This is a genomic window from Gordonia neofelifaecis NRRL B-59395 (genome assembly GCF_000192435.1).
Lineage (GTDB): Bacteria > Actinomycetota > Actinomycetes > Mycobacteriales > Mycobacteriaceae > Gordonia > Gordonia neofelifaecis.
The window spans coordinates 74,825-95,466 of the sequence record NZ_AEUD01000001.1 but is presented as its reverse complement, the minus strand read 5'-3'; the positions used below and the strand labels follow the sequence as shown (position 1 = coordinate 95,466).

General features: G+C 67.6%; 24 protein-coding genes and 1 pseudogene. 11 read left to right on the top strand and 14 right to left on the bottom strand.

All coding sequences use genetic code 11. From position 1 onward, the window contains the following. Position 1: 1 nt before the first annotated feature. Positions 2-970 carry a glycoside hydrolase family protein gene (locus SCNU_RS00555; protein ID WP_009677387.1) on the bottom strand — a complete coding sequence of 323 codons (969 nt, stop codon included), beginning with the start codon at positions 968-970 and terminating at the stop codon, positions 2-4. 81 nt (positions 971-1,051) lie between these two features. Here SCNU_RS00555 and arr point away from each other — a divergent pair, with 81 nt between their 5' ends. Genes arr through SCNU_RS00535 form a run of 4 tightly spaced genes read left to right on the top strand, consistent with a single transcriptional unit; the run spans position 1,052 to position 3,588 of the window. Further along, complete coding sequence (arr, locus tag SCNU_RS00550) at positions 1,052-1,462, top strand: NAD(+)--rifampin ADP-ribosyltransferase (protein WP_040517280.1); 411 nt, start codon at positions 1,052-1,054, stop codon at positions 1,460-1,462. Positions 1,463-1,505: 43 nt separating this feature from the next. Further along, the gene (locus SCNU_RS00545; RefSeq protein ID WP_009677385.1) at positions 1,506-1,931 is read left to right on the top strand and encodes a VOC family protein; all 426 of its coding nucleotides are present in this window, start codon (positions 1,506-1,508) and stop codon (positions 1,929-1,931) included. A 31-nt stretch (positions 1,932-1,962) separates the two neighbouring features. Beyond that, positions 1,963-3,120: a hypothetical protein gene (locus SCNU_RS00540; protein WP_009677384.1), complete on the top strand. Its 1,158-nt coding sequence runs from the start codon at positions 1,963-1,965 to the stop codon at positions 3,118-3,120. Between the two features lie 30 nt (positions 3,121-3,150). Beyond that, positions 3,151-3,588, top strand: a complete 438-nt coding sequence (locus SCNU_RS00535) for a VOC family protein (protein ID WP_009677383.1) — start codon at positions 3,151-3,153, stop codon at positions 3,586-3,588. On the opposite strand, the gene SCNU_RS00530 is transcribed toward SCNU_RS00535, so the two are convergent. Then, on the bottom strand, positions 3,572-5,320 hold the full coding sequence (locus SCNU_RS00530; protein ID WP_009677382.1) for a GNAT family N-acetyltransferase: 1,749 nt from the start codon (positions 5,318-5,320) through the stop codon (positions 3,572-3,574). The two genes, SCNU_RS00535 and SCNU_RS00530, sit on opposite strands and share 17 nt — an antisense overlap. Before the next feature lie 50 nt (positions 5,321-5,370). Here SCNU_RS00530 and SCNU_RS00525 point away from each other — a divergent pair, with 50 nt between their 5' ends. Beyond that, positions 5,371-6,162, top strand: coding sequence for an alpha/beta fold hydrolase (locus SCNU_RS00525; protein WP_009677381.1), 792 nt, complete (start codon positions 5,371-5,373; stop codon positions 6,160-6,162). Between the two features lie 45 nt (positions 6,163-6,207). On the opposite strand, the gene SCNU_RS00520 is transcribed toward SCNU_RS00525, so the two are convergent. The 6 genes and pseudogenes from SCNU_RS00520 to SCNU_RS20095 form a co-directional block, all read right to left on the bottom strand. Beyond that, positions 6,208-7,044 carry an SCO6745 family protein gene (locus tag SCNU_RS00520; protein WP_009677380.1) on the bottom strand — a complete coding sequence of 279 codons (837 nt, stop codon included), beginning with the start codon at positions 7,042-7,044 and terminating at the stop codon, positions 6,208-6,210. Positions 7,045-7,127: 83 nt separating this feature from the next. Beyond that, entirely contained in the window at positions 7,128-7,655 is a 528-nt protein-coding gene (locus SCNU_RS00515) for a putative immunity protein (RefSeq protein ID WP_050792731.1), read from the bottom strand. Between the two features lie 219 nt (positions 7,656-7,874). Next, positions 7,875-8,144, bottom strand: a complete 270-nt coding sequence (locus SCNU_RS00510; protein ID WP_009677378.1) for a putative quinol monooxygenase — start codon at positions 8,142-8,144, stop codon at positions 7,875-7,877. A gap of 26 nt (positions 8,145-8,170) precedes the next feature. Further along, positions 8,171-8,545 (bottom strand): zinc ribbon domain-containing protein YjdM, encoded by a 375-nt coding sequence (locus SCNU_RS00505; RefSeq protein WP_009677377.1) that lies wholly within the window; start codon positions 8,543-8,545, stop codon positions 8,171-8,173. A gap of 31 nt (positions 8,546-8,576) precedes the next feature. Further along, positions 8,577-8,987 (bottom strand): HigA family addiction module antitoxin, encoded by a 411-nt coding sequence (locus SCNU_RS21070; RefSeq protein WP_009677376.1) that lies wholly within the window; start codon positions 8,985-8,987, stop codon positions 8,577-8,579. Then, a pseudogene (locus SCNU_RS20095) lies at positions 8,974-9,248 on the bottom strand (type II toxin-antitoxin system RelE/ParE family toxin). The gene SCNU_RS21070 and the pseudogene SCNU_RS20095 overlap by 14 nt, the downstream one beginning before the upstream one ends. 162 nt (positions 9,249-9,410) lie before the next feature. Between SCNU_RS20095 and SCNU_RS00495 the strand changes: the two are divergent. Further along, the gene (locus SCNU_RS00495; RefSeq protein WP_238526268.1) at positions 9,411-10,115 is read left to right on the top strand and encodes an SDR family NAD(P)-dependent oxidoreductase; all 705 of its coding nucleotides are present in this window, start codon (positions 9,411-9,413) and stop codon (positions 10,113-10,115) included. Between the two features lie 123 nt (positions 10,116-10,238). On the opposite strand, the gene SCNU_RS00490 is transcribed toward SCNU_RS00495, so the two are convergent. Beyond that, a complete protein-coding gene (locus SCNU_RS00490) occupies positions 10,239-11,486 on the bottom strand; it encodes an ATP-binding protein (RefSeq protein ID WP_040517278.1) in 1,248 nt (415 codons plus the stop codon). A 136-nt stretch (positions 11,487-11,622) separates the two neighbouring features. Between SCNU_RS00490 and SCNU_RS00485 the strand changes: the two genes are divergently transcribed. Then, positions 11,623-12,180: a GNAT family N-acetyltransferase gene (locus SCNU_RS00485; protein ID WP_009677372.1), complete on the top strand. Its 558-nt coding sequence runs from the start codon at positions 11,623-11,625 to the stop codon at positions 12,178-12,180. A gap of 511 nt (positions 12,181-12,691) precedes the next feature. Here SCNU_RS00485 and ychF read toward each other — a convergent pair. Further along, positions 12,692-13,771, bottom strand: coding sequence for a redox-regulated ATPase YchF (ychF, locus tag SCNU_RS00480; protein ID WP_009677371.1), 1,080 nt, complete (start codon positions 13,769-13,771; stop codon positions 12,692-12,694). 6 nt (positions 13,772-13,777) lie between these two features. Next, positions 13,778-15,085, bottom strand: a complete 1,308-nt coding sequence (locus SCNU_RS00475) for an AI-2E family transporter (RefSeq protein ID WP_009677370.1) — start codon at positions 15,083-15,085, stop codon at positions 13,778-13,780. Positions 15,086-15,173: 88 nt separating this feature from the next. Here SCNU_RS00475 and SCNU_RS00470 point away from each other — a divergent pair, with 88 nt between their 5' ends. Then, the gene (locus tag SCNU_RS00470) at positions 15,174-15,641 is read left to right on the top strand and encodes a hypothetical protein (protein WP_009677369.1); all 468 of its coding nucleotides are present in this window, start codon (positions 15,174-15,176) and stop codon (positions 15,639-15,641) included. 40 nt (positions 15,642-15,681) lie between these two features. On the opposite strand, the gene SCNU_RS00465 is transcribed toward SCNU_RS00470, so the two are convergent. Next, positions 15,682-16,080 (bottom strand): elongation factor Tu, encoded by a 399-nt coding sequence (locus SCNU_RS00465; protein ID WP_009677368.1) that lies wholly within the window; start codon positions 16,078-16,080, stop codon positions 15,682-15,684. Positions 16,081-16,226: 146 nt separating this feature from the next. Between SCNU_RS00465 and SCNU_RS00460 the strand changes: the two genes are divergently transcribed. From SCNU_RS00460 to SCNU_RS00450, 3 genes are all read left to right on the top strand, one after another. Then, positions 16,227-16,772 (top strand): methylated-DNA--[protein]-cysteine S-methyltransferase, encoded by a 546-nt coding sequence (locus tag SCNU_RS00460; RefSeq protein WP_009677367.1) that lies wholly within the window; start codon positions 16,227-16,229, stop codon positions 16,770-16,772. Positions 16,773-16,811: 39 nt separating this feature from the next. Further along, entirely contained in the window at positions 16,812-17,894 is a 1,083-nt protein-coding gene (locus SCNU_RS00455) for a DNA recombination protein RmuC (RefSeq protein ID WP_009677366.1), read from the top strand. A gap of 61 nt (positions 17,895-17,955) precedes the next feature. Next, on the top strand, positions 17,956-19,056 hold the full coding sequence (locus tag SCNU_RS00450; protein WP_139025682.1) for a DUF6542 domain-containing protein: 1,101 nt from the start codon (positions 17,956-17,958) through the stop codon (positions 19,054-19,056). A gap of 48 nt (positions 19,057-19,104) precedes the next feature. Here SCNU_RS00450 and SCNU_RS00445 read toward each other — a convergent pair whose 3' ends face one another. Then, positions 19,105-19,665 carry a nucleosidase gene (locus SCNU_RS00445; protein ID WP_139025680.1) on the bottom strand — a complete coding sequence of 187 codons (561 nt, stop codon included), beginning with the start codon at positions 19,663-19,665 and terminating at the stop codon, positions 19,105-19,107. Beyond that, a complete protein-coding gene (locus SCNU_RS00440; RefSeq protein WP_009677363.1) occupies positions 19,662-20,639 on the bottom strand; it encodes an SDR family oxidoreductase in 978 nt (325 codons plus the stop codon). The genes SCNU_RS00445 and SCNU_RS00440 overlap by 4 nt, the downstream gene beginning before the upstream one ends. Between the last annotated feature and the right edge of the window lie 3 nt (positions 20,640-20,642).

The following is a 20,642-nucleotide window of genomic DNA, read 5'->3' as shown; positions in this document are numbered from 1 at the left end:
GTCAGCCCCGCTCGCGCATCACACCGAAGTGCCGGACAGTGCCGGACAGACCGGGGAGTTCCCTGGTCGCCGACCACGTCCGCATACCATCGGCGCTGTCCGAGTACAGGTACTTTCCGGACTTGTAGGCGTCGAGGTAGATCCGCCAGTCACCGTTCGGCAATTGGATCACCGCCGGCCCTTCGACGAACGTTCCCCAGTTCCCCGGCGTCACGAACCGGTACGGGCCCGCGAGCGACGACGCGACCGCGTGCTGGACGTACTTGTGCGTCTCGTTCTTCGTGAACGCGTGGTAGGTCGATCCCACCTTCACGATCGTAGTGTCGATGTGGTCGGCGCCGATGCCCGCGAGCGGCACCGGGAAGCTCCACAGGCGCAACGACGGTTCGAGGGCCGTCATCAGGTAGGGCACGAAGCCGCCGCCGGTCGACATCGACAGGATGACGTTGACCCGCCCGCCGTCGATGAACCACTCCGGTGCCCACGCCTTAGTCGTGAACGGCGAGAGCGAGGGGAAGCTCTTCAGCGCGGACGAGCCCGACGATCCCGGAATGTTCATCGACCCGGTGCCGTCGCCGGTACCGGGAAGCAGGGCGCAGCAGAACGGGACCGGGTAGTCGCCGATCGGCGTCCAGTTCACCCGATCGCGGCTGCGCGCGAAGCCGATGTTCGCGCCGTTGGCGGTGGTGTAGGTGACGTAGTAGAAGCCGTCGGTGTTCCGGAAGATGCTCGGGTCGCGAACACGGCCGGTCGGCGGGCGATACGCCGACTTCCGCAGCAACTGGAACTGCGTGCCGTCGCTGGATCCGTACACGTCCATGGCACGGTCGTTGCCGTTGCTGAACCCGACCATCGTGTACTTCCAGCCGGTGGGGGCGGCATCGCTGCGGCCCGGAACCGCGACGAGGAGTCCGGCGACCGCGAGCACAACTGCCCAGACGACCAGGAGACGAGTGCGCTTCAACGACATCACGGAAGAAGTATGTCGTGTCTGACGCCGCGCCGGTCCTCGTTGGTCAGACCGGGTTCGTCCGGTCAGTACTCTGGCGCCATGCACCAGGCGTTGGACGACGGGCCGTTCTTCCACGGTACGAAAGCGGATCTCGGGATCGGCGATCTTCTCACCGCGGGCTTCCGGTCCAATTACCGGCCCGAGATCGTGATGAATCACATCTACTTCACCGCATTGCGCGACGGCGCCGGGCTGGCGGCCGAACTCGCCACCGGCGACGGCGCTCCGCGGGTCTACGTCGTCGAACCGACTGGCGACTTCGAGAACGATCCCAACGTGACCGACAAGAAGTTTCCGGGGAACCCGACGCATTCCTATCGCAGTGCGGAGCCGCTGCGCGTGGTCGGCGAGATCACCGATTGGACCCGCCCGGAACCGGAGTCGCTGCAGCGGATGCGGGACCGGCTGGCGGCGATCGCCGCCGACGACCGCGGCGAGATCATCAACTAGTCCACGGCCGGAGAATCGGTAAAATAAGACGGTGACCGTCAGGATGGACAACGTCGGCATCGTCGTCGCAGACCTCAGCGCAGCCATCGAGTTCTTCAGCGCGCTCGGACTCGAACTCGACGGCCGGACCCTCGTCGAGGGGCCGTGGGCGGGCCGGGTGACCGGCCTCGGCGATCAGCGCGTGGAGATCGCGATGATGGTCACGCCCGACGGCCACGGACGGATCGAACTATCCCGCTTCCTCGAGCCCGAGGTCGTATCCGATCACCGAAGGGCTCCGGTCAACGCCCTCGGCTACCTGCGTGCCATGTTCGCCGTCGACGATCTCGACCAGACGCTGGACCGTCTACGACCGCTCGGTACCGAGCTGGTCAGCACCGAGGTCGTGCGGTTCGAAGACAGCTACCGCCTCTGCTACGTGCGCGGACCCGAGGGCATCCTCGTGGGTCTGGCGCAGGCCCTCACCTGACCCACCCGAACGACAGAGAATCGGACCGCTCATGTCCTACGATCTCGACGTCTACACGCGGCAGACCGGTGATCGCCGGCGTCTGACCGACTTGGTCTGCTCGCTCGCCGGACTGACGCTCGCTGCGGACGACGCGGAGAGCGTCCGGGTGATCCGCGGACTGCGCGGCACCTACTCGTTCACCGTGGACGGTCCGTTCGACGTCGAATCGGAGGATGTTCCCGTCGACGTGTCCGAGCACGTCCTCTGCGCCCGCCACCTGTGGCGCATTCTTGTCGAGGGCGGCTCGTCCGGCGAGATCCCGCATGCGGTCCGGTGCGGACGACTGCTCGCCCGGGAACTGGACGGTGCCGTCGTCGACCAGCAGACCGGTGAGGTGTGGAGCAGGTCTCGATCACGGTCGGTGAACAAGCCCCTTCGGGACGAGCGGATCTCCGAGATCGGGCTCCACTGGTTCTGTCTGCGAGACGACCTGGCCCCCTCGACGCCCGAAATCTACCTCGACACGGTCCGGCGTCATCTGCCCGAAGCTCTGCCACGCCGCTTCGGCGAACACGAACCGTTCCCGGGCAGGTACGAGCAGGCCGGCGCGGAGGGATTCCGAGACACCTGGCAGCGGGCGACCGGCTCGATCTACTTCGCGGGCACCGGCCCGGTGATCGGCGGGCACCTCGGCGCCGGCCCGGCGGATCGGTTCCCCAGCAAGTTCTGGTCGGCGTCGCTGGCCCTGCACGCCCACGTCTTCGACGATCCCTCATGGCGGGCCGCACTGCGCGAGACGTTCATCGACCTCGCCGACGCCCTGCCGGCGTTCTTCGCCACCGCTCAGGTGACGCGCGGCCATATCTGGTCGGGACGCTCATCGTGGAGCGACGGCCGGACCGAGCCCGCCGTCGTCGCCGTCCGCCGGCACGAGGGCTGGACCGGTATTCCGCCGATTCCGATGTGGTGGACCTGGTTGGGCAGGCCTTTCGACGATCACGCCGCCGCGCTCCCGCGAGCCAGGACCACGACGACGCGCGCCGGAATCCTCTTCGAGGCGGACCCGTATCCTCGACCCGCAGAGGAGCTCGAGCACCTGACCTCCTGGCTGCCGCACGACCTGTTCGCCTCGCTCGCCCCGAACCCCGACCGTATTCAGCCGGTCCCACTCGTCGGAGCGTCGACGATCCCGGCAGAGCTCCGCTGATTCGCCGCCGTTCTGCGTAGACTCCAGCCCATGGCCGAGCAGGAGATCCCCGATCAGACAGTGTTCCCGCAGCTCAAGTACCTCCGGCCGGGTGCGATGATCGCGTTCCTCGAGGACGCGTTCGGCTTCGGCCGGCACTTCTCCGTCGCCGGCGACGACGGCGAGATCGAGCACGCCCAACTGCGCGTCGGAAGCGGGCTGATCTTCCTGAGCAGGCACCACGACGGAGATCGCTACGGGCTGTCGAGCCCCGAGGCACTAGGCGGAACGACGCAGAACCTGTGCGTGTGGATATCCGACGACCAGCTCGACGAGCACTGCCGAAAAGCGGTGAACGCCGGTGCGGTCGTACTGAATCCGATCCACGACTCGCTCGCCGGTGTCCGCGAGTACTCGTGCGCGGACCCCGAAGGCCACGTATGGACCTTCAGCAGCTATGCCGGAGAGCCGGTCAGAGATCCCGTTTGAGGCCGACGTGTCCGGCCCGGTAACCGGCTCGCAGGTAGAAGCCGCGCGCGCGGATGCGGACCTCATCCGTCGCGACCTGAACCAGTCGGGCACCGTGCGCCCGACCGTGGGCGTGCGCCCAGCCGAGCATCGCACTACCGAGTCCGCGCGAACGCTCGGCTTCGGCGACGCGGAGACCCTCGATCTGCAGCCGGGTGCTGCCACCGCGCGAGAGGCCCGGGATCACGGTGAGCTGCATCGTCGCCACGATCCGGTCCTGCTCGTCGCGGACCACGGCGAGGTAGTGGGCGCGATCTCGGACCACGACGTCGAAGGCCGCCTCGTATCGCTCCAGCTCTGCGCCTTCCCGTTCGCGTCCGATGTCGTCGTCGGAGAGGAGGTCTACGATCGCGGCGACGTCCGACCGCCGTGCCCGCTGGACGCGGAACGTCCGGTCGCCGATATGCAGGACATCGCCGGCCGACGACCGCGCTCTCCCCTGCAAGCGCGTGACCAGCAGGTCCAGCCAGCCGCCGACATTGACCCGGGCCTCCGGAGTGTCCGGATAACGGCACCGCAGATGCAGGCCGGCCTCGTCGAGGATGAACCACAGCATCACCCCGTCCGTCCGGATCACGGCGCCGACGTACTGCGCGTCGATGCTCGTCGAATCGATCCGCACCGGCAGCCTGCGGAGGTCGAGCCATGAGATCGCGAACATCCCGGGAGCCTCGGGCATGTCGCCGCCCCACGGCTCGAGAATCGCTCGCAGCGGCCATGATCCGAGCCGGACCGCCTCCCGGACCGCGTCGGCGCAGGCCGACGGATCGGGATCCGACGACTCGATCACCGAGTTGGTGATGAACCAGCCGACCGATTCGTGCCACGCCTCGTCGTAGCGACTGTGGACCGGGAACACCGCGCGCAACGGACGATCCGCCAGTTCTCCGGTCACCGCGGTCATCACCGACACCGCGGCCGACAGCGTCGAGACGCCGTCCGATCGCGCCTGCGCCGAGAACGCGGCACTGTCGTCGACATCGAAGACGTCGCGGACCTCGACGCGTTCGGCGCTCGGCTCCGAATCGCCCAGTGGCAGCGGGAAGCGCGGCATCACCCCGCCGCTGTCGGCGAGGATCTGCGCCCATCGGGCCCGGACGTCGGCGGGGGCCGCGGGCCGGTCGGCCATGGCGCGGGTGTGCCCGACGAAGGCGGGCACCTCGCCGACGAGCGGACCGGTCAGGGCAGCGAGCAGGTCGCGCGCCACGACCAGCATCGACCACATGTCGACGTGCGCGTGGTCCGCGGCCACGACCACTGTAGGACCGGCGGCCTTCTCGAGCACGCACAGCCGATGCGACGGCCGCGAGTAGGGCGTGCAGTCGGCGTCGAGCACCGTCCGGAGAGCCTCGTTGACCGCCTGACCGGTCCCGATCGGATGCTCGATCCAGCCTCCGGCACCGATCTGGACCTCATGCAGGCGCGGGCCGTCGTCGCCCTCGACGAACACCGTGCGCAGGGTTCCGTGCCGCTCGATCACCCGCAGCCAGGCCTCGGCGAGGCGGTCACGCGGTATCGGCTCGGCGAGCTCGAACGACAGCGCCATCCACGAGCCCGGACGCTCACCAGCCCCGACATGCCTGCGTTGATCGAACGAGACCGGCAGGTCACCGGCCGGTGCGGACACGGCGACGTCGTACCCGTACAGTCGCCCGAACGGAAGGCGGAGGTGGCCGACGTTGGTGAGCCGCATGAGCGGCTACGCTACCCCTCATCGCGGCGACCGCAATTCGAAGGAGAGCCATGCCGACGTTCACCGTTCCGGGTGCCGACCTCGACGTCGAGTTCAGCGACGAGCGCGGACATCCGGTGGTCCAATTGCACGGTCTGACCTCGAGCCGGTCCCGCGACCGAACTCTCGGGCTGGACCTCGGACGCGGACTCAGCGGCACTCGGCTCCTGCGTTACGATGCTCGCGCGCACGGGCGGTCGACCGGGCGCCCGTTGCCCGACGACCACCGCTGGCCGGTGCTCGCCGACGACCTGCTCCGGCTGCTCGACGCCTGGTTCCCCGGGGAGCGGGTGCACGGCGTCGGACCGTCGATGGGCACCGGGACTCTGTTGCACGCGGCCGTCCTCGACCCCGGCCGCTTCGCCGGGCTCACCCTGGTGATCCCGCCGACCGCGTGGGGCACACGACCCGCCATGGCCGAGGTCTATCGCACCGCAGCCGACGCGGTCGAGGACCATGGCATCGAGGCGTTCATCGCCGCCGGGCGCGACGTGCCCCAGCCGCCCGCGCTCGCGGGCGCCCGTGAGACCGAGCCCGATGTCCGGGCCGATCTGCTGCCGTCCGTGCTCCGCGGCGCCGCCCTCAGCGACTTCCCGTCGCCCGAACAGGTCGCGCGGATCGACGTACCCACGTCGATTCTGGCCTGGGTCGACGACGCCGGGCATCCGTTGTCGACGGCAGAGGCACTCGTCGACCTGCTGCCGTCGGCGACGTTGACCGTCGCGCGGACGCCGGCTGAACTGGCGCTCTGGCCGGCCATGCTGCACGAGCAGGTCACCGAGCACGGCGACGCCGAGCGGTGAGCGGGCCTCCGACGGCGGGCGGTCCGGCACTCACCCGGGGCGCGCTCACTCGATGGGGATCTCCTCGTGCGTCGCGTCGAAGATCGGCTGCAACCCGGCGATCAGCTCGTCCAGTTCGGCGGTGTCGAGGACCTCGTACGGAGGTGCGGCCAGTTCGTCGGTCAGGTCTTCGACGCGCTGTCGGGTCCGGCGGCCGAGCTCGGTCAGCCGACCGTCCCGCTCGAGCAGACCCCGGTCCTGCAGGCCTGAGGTCACCGACGCCAGCAGCGGCCTCGGCAGGTGATGGGTCCGCCCGAACCGTTCGAGAGTGGACCCGAGCGACGCCGCATACAGGGCGTGACTCTCGATTCCCCCGATCCCGTGCGTCATCAGTGCGGCGATGTGGCCGTCTCCCCGGTGCTCGCGCAACAGGGTCGTGGCGTGCCAGAGCTTCGCGACAGGTTCGTCGGGCACGGCCAGCGATCGGAGCCCGGCGTAGAGCACCCGTCCATCGGTGGGCGCGCTGATCGCTGCGCGTGTGGCCAGTTCCGCGATCCGTGGCAGGTCGACGCCGCCGAGGTCGTCGAAGTCGTCGAGCTTGTCGCGCAATACTTCCGCGCTCACTCGCTCGCGCAGCACGATCGCGTCCGCGGGGCTGATCCGACCCCACACCCACGGAATGTGGCGGGCGACCTCGCCGTCGGCGAAGTTGTAGAACGCCGCGTCCACGACCTCGGCCGGTGCCGTACCCAGCGCAGCCGCCCGTCCCGCGAAGTAGGCATCCCAGAAGTTGCGCATTCCGACCTCGCGAAACGCGCGGTCCACCTCCGCCGAGAAGCTGACGGTGGCGATCGGTTCGATCAATTCGAACAGCCGGCGGATCTTCTTCTGCGGGTGAGCCATGTGTCCTCCCAGCGATCCGGCGCGTCTGCCGGGCTCGAGTGCCACAACCGTACGTCGCCCGCGCGCCGCACGTCATCGACCGCTTACAGCTGCGCTTGGATCTCGCGGATCGTCGTACCCAGCACCCCCTGCGAGAGGAGCCCAGGCGCGAGCGGACCGGACGAGTCGTTCCCGAGCGGCGGCAGGCGACGCAGTGCGACGCGCTCGGGTTCGGTCAGTTGGTCGAGCTGCCATCGCACTTCCTTCTCGACCAGGTCCGGACGATCCTTGTGCGCCAACGACACCGCCTTCGCCGCGTACGCGGCCGCACCCAGCGCGTGGGCACCCATGTGGGCCACTGCCGATGCCTGTGCCACCGACCGCGCCGCCGCGGCACCGGCCGGGGTGGTCGCCGCCCGCGCCGCCTTTCCCGCGACGAAACGCTTGGCGATCTCGTCCGCGGTTCTGCCCTCCCCTGCGCTGTAGGCGCGAGTCCGCGCGATCGCGTCGCTGATCGCCTCCTCGGCTGCCGTGTCCGCGGAGAAGAGCGGAAGCACGTGCTCCGCACAGGCCAGTGCCCACCGCGCGACAGTCCGCCGTTCCGAGTCGCTCAGGGTCTGAATCGAAGCCACGATGTCGATCCTGTCATCCACGGCCGGCGGCGAGCGGAGTTCGCCGCACGCGAGTCGCAGCCGGAGACACAGCGGATCGGCCACGCGCGAGGGAGAACGGCGGTTCGATCGTGGGATATGCGCCCGACTATCGAGGTCCGATTCTGTCGGGCGCCGTCGGCATCCGTGAAGCGGGGCCCGACGGAATCCACCGACGGTCCGGAGCAGGACGACGACTGCTCAATCAGCGGGTCGGATCGTGTAGTCACGCTCGATCGCAGCGGTCGCCCGGCCCCATTCGCTCTCTTCGACTCGGCGCTGATGAGCATCGAATGCACGCGGGTCGACGAAGCGCTCGTCGACCCGCCACACCAGGGGGTCGTCGGTCGGCACCACAGAGAATTCGAGGCACCCGGGCTCTGCACGTGTCAGCTCGATGTGGCGCGCGAGGTGCGTCTCGACCACCGCGAGCTGCTCGTCGTCAGCACAGATGAGCCGTCCGCTCAGCACGATCTCTGCCGTGGCACCCTCGGGTGTCAGGGCGCGACCTTCTTGACGACGCTCGACTTGAGCTGCATCCGCCCGAAGCCGGGAACGTTGGCGTCGATGTCGTGGTCACCGACGCCGTCGGAGATGAGACGGATGCCGCGGACCTTGGTCCCCACCTTGATCACTCCGCCGCCACCGCCCTTCACTTTGACGGTCTTGGTGATGGACACGGTGTCGCCGTCGGCGAGGAGGTTGCCCACGGCGTCCGTGATCCCGCCCGCCGCCTCCGGGCCGTCCGAGGCCCCGTCGCTCCCGGACCACTCGTGGCCGCACATCGCGCACACCAGCAGTGCACCTTGCTCGTACGTGTAGGCCTCGCCGCATTCCGGGCACGGCGGCAGTGCATCGTCACTCACCCGCACAAGTTTATGCGGGCGCGTTGTCGCTCCACCGTCAGGACCGCGTTCCGACGGCGACCCCGCATCGGACGCAAACGGAAGCCGGACTGGGTGAACGGCGTCGATGCGGTCCGCACCGGATCCTCAGCGATCCGGACTGTCTGTCACGCGATCTGCAAGGGGTGATGGACGCGATCTGCTCCCCAGCCCGATCAGCAGCCCTGTCCAGATCGTAGTGGCTCTGCAGATTGAGCCAGAACTCCGCCGACGTACCGAAGTACTTCGCGAGTCGCAGCGCGGTGTCCGCCGTGATCCCCCGCTTACCGTGCACGATCTCGTTGATCCGCCGTGGCGGTACCCCGATCGACACGGTGAGCTTGTTCTGCGTGATCCCGAAGCCCTCGATGAAATCCTCCATGAGGATCTCTCCCGGGTGGATCGGGGCGATCTTGTCAGTGGTAGTCAACGATCTCCATCTCCTCCGTTCCGGCGTCCAGTGAAACAGATCCGCCACTGGTCGTTGATCCTGATGCTGTGCTGCCCGGCGCGATCGCCCTTGAGGGCCTCTAGCCGGTTACCTGGCGGGACTCGTAGGTCCTCGATGGATTCCGCCGATCCCACCTGACGAAGCTTGCGCACCGCGACCCGATGGATCCTCGGATCTATCGGCCGCACGCTCACGACGCCACAGCCGTTCGGTCTCCTTGCTGCCGAACGATCTGATCAAACGACCAGCGTGCAACGCGCTGCGCTAATAACGCTAGACGTTAAATCGGAACTCCACGACGTCGCCGCAACGCGGCGGTCCGCGCCCCGCACAACGCGACGCCGACGACGCTGCGCGAGTTCGCAGCGCAGGTCCTGCAGCCCATGACGGACAGGTGAGACGATGAGCTACATGACAGATAGGCGCGCGCTGATCATCGGGGCCTCACGAGGGATCGGTCTGGGGCTGGCCGAGAGGCTGCTCGAGCGCGGGTGGCACGTCACGGCGACCAGCCGCCGCGCGGACGACAGCGGCCTCGCCGACCTCGCTCAGCGCTTCGATGAACACCTGCATCGGGAGCGGGTCGACATAAATATCGACGATCAGGTGAGCGAGCTGCACGAGAGGCTCGCGCGAGCCGCCTTCGACCTGATCCTCGTCAACGCCGGCGTGACCCATGATCGCTGGGAGACGATGGCCGAGGTGAGCACCGAGACGTTCCAGCACCTGATGATCACGAACGCACTGAGTCCGATGCGCTTCATCGAACGATTCCAGGACCTGGCCGCGCCGACCGGAACCCTCGCGATCACCTCGTCGGGCCAGGGCAGCATCGCGAACAACACCCGCGTGACCGGGTGGGAGGTGTATCGCGCGAGCAAGTCGGCACTGAACCAGCTGATGCGCAGCTACGCCACGCGCCACCCCGATTCGCTGCACACGCTCCTGCTCCTCGCACCTGGATGGGTACGAACCGAGCTCGGCGGTTCCGACGCCACCCTCACCGTCGAGCAGAGCACCACGGGTCTCGCCGACGTCATCGAAGGGCAGACCGGCGCTCGCGGCCTGGCGTTCCTCGATTACGCCGGCAGGACCATCCCATGGTGAGATGGAACGCCGACTCACCGAACCATTCGCCCCGCAGTCGCACCGTCTGCATGATCACACGTTGAACCGGAACTCGACGACCTTCCGCAGCGGATACACATCTGAAAAGCAGCACCCGCCGGATCACGGCCCCAACAGGGCGAGCGGCACCACTGCGACGCCGTCGGATCGCCGATAGGCAGTAGTGCCGGTCGTCACCACGACGAGATCGGCCACTCGATCCGGCAAACGATCGCGCAGCCACACGAGATGACGGACGTCTCGCGCGGTCACTTCGGGTGAAAGCTTGACCTCGACGCCCACGATTCGGCCGTCAACGCCTTCGACGATTAAATCGACCTCGCGGTCGCCTCCGAGGAGGCGAAGATGACTCACACGCGCTTCCGCGGCCTGCGCCATCACCCGCACACCCAGCGCCACAAGCGATTCGAAGAGCGGTCCGGCCATGTGCGCCCCGACTGACCCTAGCAGCGAGTCCGCCGAGAGCCTCAACAGTCGCGCGGCCAGCGCAGGATCGGCGAGCTGATGTTTCGGGGCCTGCTGAAGTCGGCTGATCGCATTGTTCGCCGGCAACCACCCCGGGATCGGGTCCAGCAACCACAGCTGACTCAGGTGGTCGCGATAGGCGATCGTGGTGGTCTTTGCCGGCTGAGTGCCGTCGCCGCCGGTCGCGGCGTCGAGCAGCCTTGAATACGCGGTCGTCGTCGACGACGCTGCTGCGTACGCTGCCATCCACCGTCGCAGCGTCTCGGGCCTGCGAACAGTGAAGCCCAAGTCGGGAAGGTCGCGGTCTACGACTCGTTGCAGATAGGCGTCGAGCAGACTTCGGCGGAGTCTCGGCGTCGCAGTCATGATCCCCGGAAAGCCGCCACCGACAATCGCGTCCGCATACTCGCTGATCGCGAACTCCGTTCGCCCCGCGACCTCCGCTGTCCCATTCAGGAGACCCACTAGCGAAACTGTGGGATCCACAACTCCGCGCTCGTGCAAACCCATCGGACGCATCCGCAACGAGAGGATTCGCCCTGCGCCACTGTGCGTACCCGCAGTGTCCTTTGGAGTCGCGGAACCTGTGAGCACGAAGCGGCCGGGTGGGGCTCCGGCATCGACCTGTCGTCTCACAGAGTCCCAGACCTGAGGGAGCTTCTGCCACTCATCGATCAGGACAGTGCCGCTCGACAATGACGAGAGCGCGAAATCTGCTCCGACGACCTCACGCTGCGCCGGATCGTCGAGGTACAGCGCAGTAGTCGCACGGCGACGCGCGGTGTCAGTCTTGCCGACACCTTTGGGACCGTCGAGCGCAATCGCGGGTGCGACAGGAAGCAATTCATCCAGTTCGCTGTCCACGGTCCGGTCCAGGTACTCCACGAGTTCTACGCTACCGTTTACGGAATATTTACGCTACCGAACACGGAATCTTAGCGATACCTTTTACGGCTACGCGAGGAACCGCAGGAACTGCAGCAGCGAGTCAGATGTCATAGGGTACCGCTAGCCTGGCGACATGAATCCGCAGACTGAGTACGTCGATCCAGCCGTTGATTTCGGATTGGACATCCATATCCACGCCTCTGAGGACGACGCTGGCGTGCTCAACCGATTCAACGCATGCTTCTTCATCTACGACGACGATCAGACCGTGGGCACACTCACCGGATGGATCGGCTGGCGCGTGCTTGACGAAGACGTCGCAGACGCGGCGGATGAGATCAGCGCCGACTCGTCGCACATCGGCTACGTCGCGGCCCAATTACTGAAGGACCAGGACGACTCCTGGATCGAAGACGTCGTGCTCCTCGACCGGGTCTGGATCGCGCCCGAGTTCCGACGGCGAGGCCTTCTCGGCGAGTTGATCGACCGACTAATCCGAGAGCTTCGCCTTCAGATTAACGACTGCTTCGTCGTGACCGAACCGGAACCCCAGGAGGAAAGCGGAGGTCCCTACCCCGACGGGCCACAACGCGACAAAGCAATGAATGGCCTTCTGAGATCACTCAGCGATGCCGGTTTCGCGGCCTGGCAGGACAACATTGTTTTTTGGCGTCGCGCAGAACGACCCTGAGTTCACGCCCACAGATCCGATCTCCAAGCCGACGTCGCACATCCCGCGGCACAGTTGACCGCAGGCCGCTCTGTGATCGTAGAACCGGTGAGTCCGATCGCGATCATCCGTCAACGCTCAGTACCCGGCGGTTCGAGTTGGGTCAGGCGACGGCGTGAGATAGTGACGCGATCTCCTCCGAGCGCCGTACTGGACTCCCATTCTCGTTCGAGACTGCCGAGCCGAACGGAACTCGATCACCTCATGCCGCGCAGCTCGCATCTTTGAAACGGCTAATCAGCCGATCACGTCCCGATGTGAAGGGCACCCGGGGATCCGCTCCAACGCCATCCGCCGGACGCCGTGAGCTGTCGCACACAAGGTCACAAACTGCTTCGAGGTCTCCAGGCGCCCGCGGATGGAGAGATCACGGCACCCCAACCACGCCGTCACGAGACCACCTGCCAATGAAACTGCCGTCAGAAGCAGCGCAGAACTCCATCTCAGCTACTGCTGCACACCAGATGTCGGGTCAGACATTGAACCGGAACTCCACGACGTCGCCGTCCACCATCACGTACTCCTTGCCCTCCATGCGGACCTTGCCCGCGGCCTTGGCCGCGTTCATCGATCCGTTCTCATCGAGGTCGGTGAAGGAGACGATCTCCGCCTTGATGAAGCCCTTCTCGAAGTCGGTGTGGATGACGCCCGCGGCCTTCGGCGCGGTGTCGCCCTGGCGGATGGTCCACGCACGGGCTTCCTTCGGGCCAGCCGTGAGGTAGGTCTGCAGGCCGAGGGTGTGGAAGCCGGCACGGGCGAGCTGGCGAAGACCGGGCTCGTCCTGGCCGATCGAGTCGAGCAGTTCCTGAGCGTCCTCCTCGTCGAGCTCGAGGAGCTCGCTCTCCACCTTGGCGTCGAGGAACACGCTGTCGGCGGGAGCGACGGCGTCGCGCAGTTCCTGCTTCCGAGCGTCGTCGGTGAGGACGGACTCGTCGGCGTTGAAGACGTAGAGGAACGGCTTCGCGGTCAGCAGATGCAGCTCGCGGACGGACGACAGGTCGAAGGTGTCCTTCGCCGAGAACAGGGTCTTGCCGCTGTCGAGCACGGCCTGCGCCTTCTTCGCGGCGTCCAGGATCTCGGCCTGATCCTTGTTCTTCTTCGCTTCCTTCTCGAGGCGCGGGATGGCCTTCTCGAGGGTCTGCATGTCGGCGAGGATCAGCTCGGTCTCGATGACCTCGATGTCGGCGCGCGGATCGACGCGACCGTCGACGTGCACCACGTCGTCGTCGGCGAACACGCGGACCACCTGGCAGATGGCGTCGGCCTCGCGGATGTTCGCCAGGAACTGGTTGCCCATCCCCTCGCCCTCGGAGGCGCCCTTGACGATGCCCGCGATGTCGACGAACGAGACGACGGCGGGCAGGATGCGCTCACTGCCGAAGATCTCGGCGAGCCGGTCGAGTCGGGCATCGGGCAGTTCGACGACGCCGACGTTGGGCTCGATGGTGGCGAACGGGTAGTTCGCTGCGAGCACGTCGTTTCGGGTCAGAGCGTTGAAGAGCGTCGACTTTCCGACGTTGGGCAGACCGACGATTCCAAGGGTAAGACTCACGGGTGGTCAGTCTATCTGCGTTTGCGCGCTCGACCTACCCGGCCCGCGCCTGCGCTTGCGCCGATCGCCCTGTGCCACTCGCGCGGCCTCGTTCTCCGCCTCGATCTCCTCGCCCGCCGCGATCCCGATCTGCTCCAGGATGTACCGCAGCGCGACCGCCAGGCAGGAAGCCGCGGGGACCGCGAGGAAGGCGCCGGTGATGCCGAACAGACTGCCACCCAACGTCACCGACAGCAGCACGATCACCGCGTGCAGGTTCATCGACTTCGCCTGCAGCCACGGCGAGAGGACGTTGCCCTCCAACTGCTGGACGGCGAGGATGATGCCCAGGACGATCAGCGCCGAGGTGAGCCCGTTCGAGACCAGCGCGATGAGGACTGCGAGCGCGCCGGCGACGAAGGCACCGACGATCGGGATGAAGCCGCCCATGAAGGTGATGACGATCAGCACACCGGCCAACGGCACGTCCAGGATCAGCAGTCCGATACCGATCAGCGCGGCGTCGACGAAGCTGACGATGGCCTGAGTGCGGATGAAGCCGCCGAGCGTCTCCCACATGCGTCGCAGGATCTCGCTGACGTGGACCGCACCCTCCTTGCCCATCGTGCGGTCGAGCCACGGCAGGAACTTCGGGCCGTCCTTGAGGAAGAAGAAGAGCAAGACGACAGTGGTGAACAACGTGATCAGCGCCGAGGTCGCGACACCTACGCCGTTGAAGACGCCGGTCGCGATCGTGCTCGCACTCTTCTGCAGCTTGCTGGTGATCTCGTTCACCAGCGAGGTCAGCTGGTCATCGCCGACGTTGAGCGGCGGCCCCTGAATCCAGTCCTGCACTCGTTTCACGCCGTCGACGGCACGGTCGGCCAACTGCGGCGCCTGGTCGACGACCGACGGGACGATGAGAGCGACCACGCCGCCGATCACCGCGATCGCCGCCAGCAACACGACGAAGGTCGCCGCCGCGGGCGGCACACGCTTGGACAGCAGCCAGCGGACCGGCGGCCAGAGCACCGTCGCCACGACGATGCCGAGAATCACCGGGAGCAGGATCACCCAGAATTTGGACAGCACCCAGAACAGCGCGAACAGGAACGCCATCACGAGCAACATCTGCATCGACACGACCGAGGTCGATCGCAGTCCGGTCAGGAAAACCCGACTGCGCGTCGGGTACGGCCTGCCCGTCACCGGATCGATCAGTCGTTCCTCGGACGCGTCGTCAGTGGTGGCGGTGTCCGCAGCCCTGTCACCGGCATCTCCCCCGATCGTCGCGGCGTCGGCCCCCTGCGAAGAATCGTCCTCATGGTCGCTCACGGGCCAATCTTCACACACGGGTGCGACATTCGCGGCGCACGGCGCGCGTGATCCGCAGACTGTCGTACCTCGGCGCTAGATTGCGCGCATGACCGATCTGATCAGCGAATTGACCACTGCACTGGGCCTCGCCGCCGGCAGCCGCGCCGCCGCACTCGATCGCCTGTGGAGCGCACTGCCCGCGGACGACCACGCGGGTCGGTGCATCGTCGCACACTACGCCGCAGACCAGCAGGCCTCAGTCGACGACGAAATCGCATGGGATGAGCTCGCGCTCGCCGAGTCCGCCCAGCTCACCGACGATGCCCTGGCCGCGATCCAGCCCGGACTCACGGTCGAGAGCTTTCTGCCGTCGCTGTATCTGAACGTCGCGGACGGCTATCGACGTGCTCGCCGTTTCGACCAGGCCGCAGCTCAGCTCGAGCTCGGTCGCGCCCATTTGGGCGCGTTCGACGACGCACCGCCGGAGCAGTCCGGGTATATCGAGATGATCCGCGGCGGATACGCCCGCGCCGCCGACCTCATCGATCGTCGGTCCAGCGCGACCGCGGAGTGATGGGGTCATCCCGCGAACGTGCGTTCCGTGCCGGTTCGAGTCAGGCCGAACCGGTTTCGGGCGGCGCGCCACCGGCCGGCGATCTGATCACGCCGCCGCGCAACGCTGCCGTGTCGAGAATGACGTGTTCACCGTGAAACCTCCTCGGGAGGTCATCCTTGTCGAGACCGTCGAGTCCGATCGCGCCGACGTACCCGGCGTTCAGGGCCTGCGGCTTGCGACGCTTCCGGCTCTCCAATCGGCCGATCCGCACCGGAAGGACACGGTCGCCGAACACCAGCTCAGCATCGGCACCGCGAACGACGGCGCCGGACTCGACTGATCCGGTGAACATCAGTCCCCGGCCGGTGATCGAGAAGACGTCCTCCACTCCGAACGCGAATGGCCCGGTCGGGTCGACGACGGGCCCCGGCTCGGTCTTCCTGCTGAAGAATCCCACGGCGCCACCCTATCCAGCGGCACTGTTCGGGTCCCACCTGTGGACAACCGTGGAACCCGGCTCGACTCCCGCGCGTCCAACTCAGTAGACGGTTCCGGACCTGCCGGGATCGTCGTCCCGACGCGACGCCGCCCAGGAGGCCCACGATGACCGCAACGCCCGCACCAGCCCTGAACTGGACCACCGTCACCACCGTCGACGGGCCGTTCACGATGCTCTTCGACGAGGACGCCGTCGTCTACGCCTCCGGCTGGACCGACTCGCCCGAGTATCTCGCCGGCCTCATCGCGCCGTCTCTCCGACGCGACGAACTGCACAGGCAATCGTGCGATGCACTCGCCGACGCCGTGGGCGCGTACTACGCGGGCGATTTCGACGCACCGGCCGCCGTCACGGTCCGGCAGGCTGCCGGACCGTTCGTCGAAGCGTCCTGGTCGGCGCTGCGCGGAGTGCGCGCGGGAGAGCCCGTCACCTATGGCCGGCTCGCGGAACGGGCCGGCCGTCCGGCTGCCGTGCGAGGCGCCGCAGCCTGCTGCGTGCGCAACGCGGCCGCTCTGTTCGTCCCCTGTCATCGCGTGATCCGCGCTGATGGCGGTCTCGGCGGCTTCCGCTACGGACTCGACCTGAAGCGGGCGCTCCTTGATCGCGAAGCCCGGTCCCTCGAAGCGTCATCGCTCGAGGCCACCGGATGATCGCCCGGAAATGTCGTAGGTCCGCGCAATGATGGCGGCATGACACCAGCAGCGATCATCGGGCCCATCTGCCTCGTCGTCGGCGCGATCCTCGGGTGGTACGCACGCGGCGCGTCGGCCTCCCGTCAGCCGGACCAGCAAGGTGCCTCCCGCGGACCGTCCGTCGGTGCCGAGGTCGACCTGGTGGTCGGCCCCCTGCGTGACACGCTGGGCCGGCTGTCCGAGGAACTGCGCCGGAGCGAGGCGGGGCGCGCGCACGCCTACGCCGGGCTCGCCGAGCAGATGCGAGGTGTGCACGCGACGTCGCAGCGCCTGCATCAGCAGACGAGCCAGCTCGCGGGCGCGCTCCATGCGCCGCATGTTCGCGGCCGGTGGGGCGAGGTCCAGCTGGAGCGCGTCGTCGAGCTCTCCGGAATGTCGCGGCACTGCGACTTCGCGACGCAGGTGCAGGGCCAGTCCGACGCCGAACGCGCGGTGCGTCCCGACCTGGTGGTCCAGCTGGCGGGCGGGCGCCGCATCGTCGTCGACGCGAAGGTGCCCCTCCAGGCGTACCTGGAGTCGGCCTCGGGCGGCACCGCCGACAATCGCGATCTGCTCGCGCGGCACTCGCAGGCGGTCCGCGCCCACGTCAACGTGCTGTCCGCGAAGGCCTATTGGTCGGCTCAGCCCGTGTCGCCGGAGTTCGTCGTGCTCTTCCTACCCGGCGACGGGGTGCTGGAGTCCGCACTGCGCGGCGACCCCGGGCTACTCGACTACGCCTTCTCGCGGGACGTCGTCCTCGCGACCCCCAGCACCTTGATCGCGCTCCTGCGCACCGTGGCGCTGGGCTGGCGACAGTTCGCGCTGGCCGAAGACGCCGAGACGATCCACGCGTTGGGCCGCCAGCTCTACCAGCGCATCGACCAGGTTCTGGGGCACCTGGAGAAGACCGGTGCGTCCCTGCGACGGGCGGTCGAGTCGTACAACGCGACCGTCGGTGCTGTCGACAGTCGACTCGGCGTGACCGCGCGCAAGCTCTCCGACCTCGAAGCACTGTCCGGCCCGGCGGATCGGTCGGTGCGCGTCACAGAGGGCCTGCAGCCGGTCGACTCGGTGGTGAGATCAATATCACCGATCAGATAGTTTCAGGAAACTCACGGCTTCGGATCACGGCGATCGACCGAGTTAACGGTACCGTTTAATTGTGTTTTCGCGCTTGCAAGCCGGCCCAGCCGTGCCCGCCGACGAGCGGTCCGTCCTGCCCAATGTCCGGGGCGTGCCCTGGTGGGGCGCTGTCCTGATCGCTGTCGGAGCCACGACGATCGGCGCCCTGATCGCCGCCGATTCGTCGTCGTCCCTCGGTCGCGCGTTCAAGGTCTGCTACCTGATCGGCTGCCTGCTGGCGGCGCTCTTCGTCCGCCAGCGTGCGTTGTTCACTGCGGCGGCGCAGCCGCCGCTCATCGCCTTCATCGTCGGCGTGGTCACGCTGTACACCCTGCGATCCGACGGCGCGAAAGGGATGCGGGACATCGTCCTGAAGGTCGTCCTGCCCATCGCCACCAGCTTTCCGTGGATTCTGCTCGCGTTCCTGATGACCCTGGCGGTGGTCATCGCGCGGTGGTTCTTCGCCCGGCCCAGCGGACAGGCCCTGTTCGGCAAGGCCGTCGGCAGGAAACCGGCCGCCGCGAAGAAGCCCGCTTCGGCCAAGACCGCTTCGACCAAGACCGCTGCCAAGCGGACCGCTGCGACTACCAAGACCTCTACAACTAAGACTGCGGCCACCAAGAGCGCATCGACCAAGGGCGCGTCGACGAAGGGCACCGGCGCGAAGAAGGCCGCGGCGGCCAGTGCCACGCCTCGCACCGCCGCTGCGACGAAGACCGGGACCGCGAAAACCGCACCCGAGAAGCGAACGGCGGCCACCCGGCGCGCGCCGACCGAGAAGATCCCGGCATCCGCCCCGGCGAACACGACCAGGACTGCATCGCGCCCGGACGCAGCCCGGACCGCTGCGCAGCAGGCTCCGGACTCCCGCGCCCCGCAGCGTCGTCCCGCAGCGGCGACGCGATCAGCCGCAGCTCCCGCTGCCGCACCCACGCGTCCTGCACCGCGAACCCGACCGGCGCAGCCCGCTCCACAACGACCCGCCCAGCCTGCCGCGGCGAGCACCGAGGCACCGCGTCGTCGTGCCGCGCCGCAGACCATTCCGGCACGCGACCCCAACGCACGACCGCGCCGCACCGCAGGCCAGATGCGCGACAAGGGCGCGATCGAGGACCTGACCGCGGGCGCCGACGAGCGGTAGTGAACTGGCGAGCAGCCGATACGCGAGCTCGACCAGCCCCGGTCTCCGCTACACCTCGCCGAACCGCGTCCCGTCGAGCCAATCGCCGAGCTCACGTGCCGCCCGGTCGATGACGCTCGGCCAGTCGAAGGCCGAGTCGTCGGCGTTGTCGCTGACCACTTTCACCAGACGGAGCGGCACGCCCGACTGCCCGCACACCTGCGCGACCGCAGCGCCTTCCATGTCGACGAGGTCGGCCCGCCGACCGAGTCGTTCCCGATGCAGCGGATCGGTGACGAACATGTCACCGGTGGCGAGCACACTGCCGTCACCGCCCGCGACGTCCCACTCGTCGACCAGGTGGTAGCCCATAGCGGTCAGTTCCGCGGCGCTGATGTCGTGCTCGACCACGCGCGACGGCGTGAACAGACCGGTTCGACCGTCGCGCAGCGCGCCCGCCGTTCCGATGTTGATCACCCGCCGGTAGTCACCCAGCGCCAGCCGCCGTGCGACGGCGCTCGCCGCCCGGACCTTGCCGATCCCAGTGACCAGCAGATCGGCCCCGGGCGGGACGTGTGCGGCCTCGGCGCCGGTGGCGGAGACCACCAGCACCCCGTCTGCCGCGCTCACTCGACGCGCCGCGAGGCCGCGGTTCCGGGGCGGTCGTGCGGCCCGTCCGCCGCACCGATCGCACTGATCCGGGACAGCTGGTCGAAGCGATTGTTCGCGATCCGCATGACGACCTCGTACGGCAGCGCGAACTTGCGCGCCCACCAGTAACCGAAGCGGATGTCGAACGAGGTGTAGACCATGAACGCATTGCGCTTCACGCCGCGCAGGATCGCCGCCGCAGCCTTCTCCGGACTGACCGCGATCTTGTGGAATCCCGAGATCTGCTTCTGAATCGCGGTGTTCTCGCGGTCGAGTCCGACGATGTCGACGGTCTCCACCAGTGGCGTGTCGACACCGCCCGGGCAGACCAGTGAGACACCGATGTGATGGCGGCGAAGGTCGAAACGCAGCACCTCGGACACGCCGCGGATACCGAACTTGCTGGCGCTGTAGGCGGCATGCCATGGCAGCGCGAGGAGTCCGGCCGCCGAGGAGACGTTCACCAGGTGTCCGCCCTCACCTCGTCGCACCATCTGCGGCACGAACGACTCGATGATGTGGATCGGCCCCATCAGATTGACGTCGACCATCTTCTTCCAGTGCCGATGCTCCAGATGCTCGACGGTGCCCCACGCGGAGACGCCGGCGATGTTCATGACGACGTCCATGACGCCGACCTCCGCGTCGACGCCACGCGCGAAGGCGGCGACCCATTCGTAGTCGGAGACATCGCCCGCGCGGTGGTAGAGCACAGTCCCCCGGCTATCGAGGATCTCGGCGACGACCGCGTCGAGACGGTCGGCCTGCAGATCGGTGAGCACCAACTCCGCTCCCTCGGCTGCCGCGGCCAGGGCCGTGGCCCGGCCGATGCCGCTGGCGGCGCCGGTGATCAGCACCTTGCGGCCCCGGAACGACGGCACCGGCGTCGGTACGACGAACAGTTCCCGGACGGTCCGCAGGTCGGGCAGCTTCAGCGATGTCATGAGACCCATGAC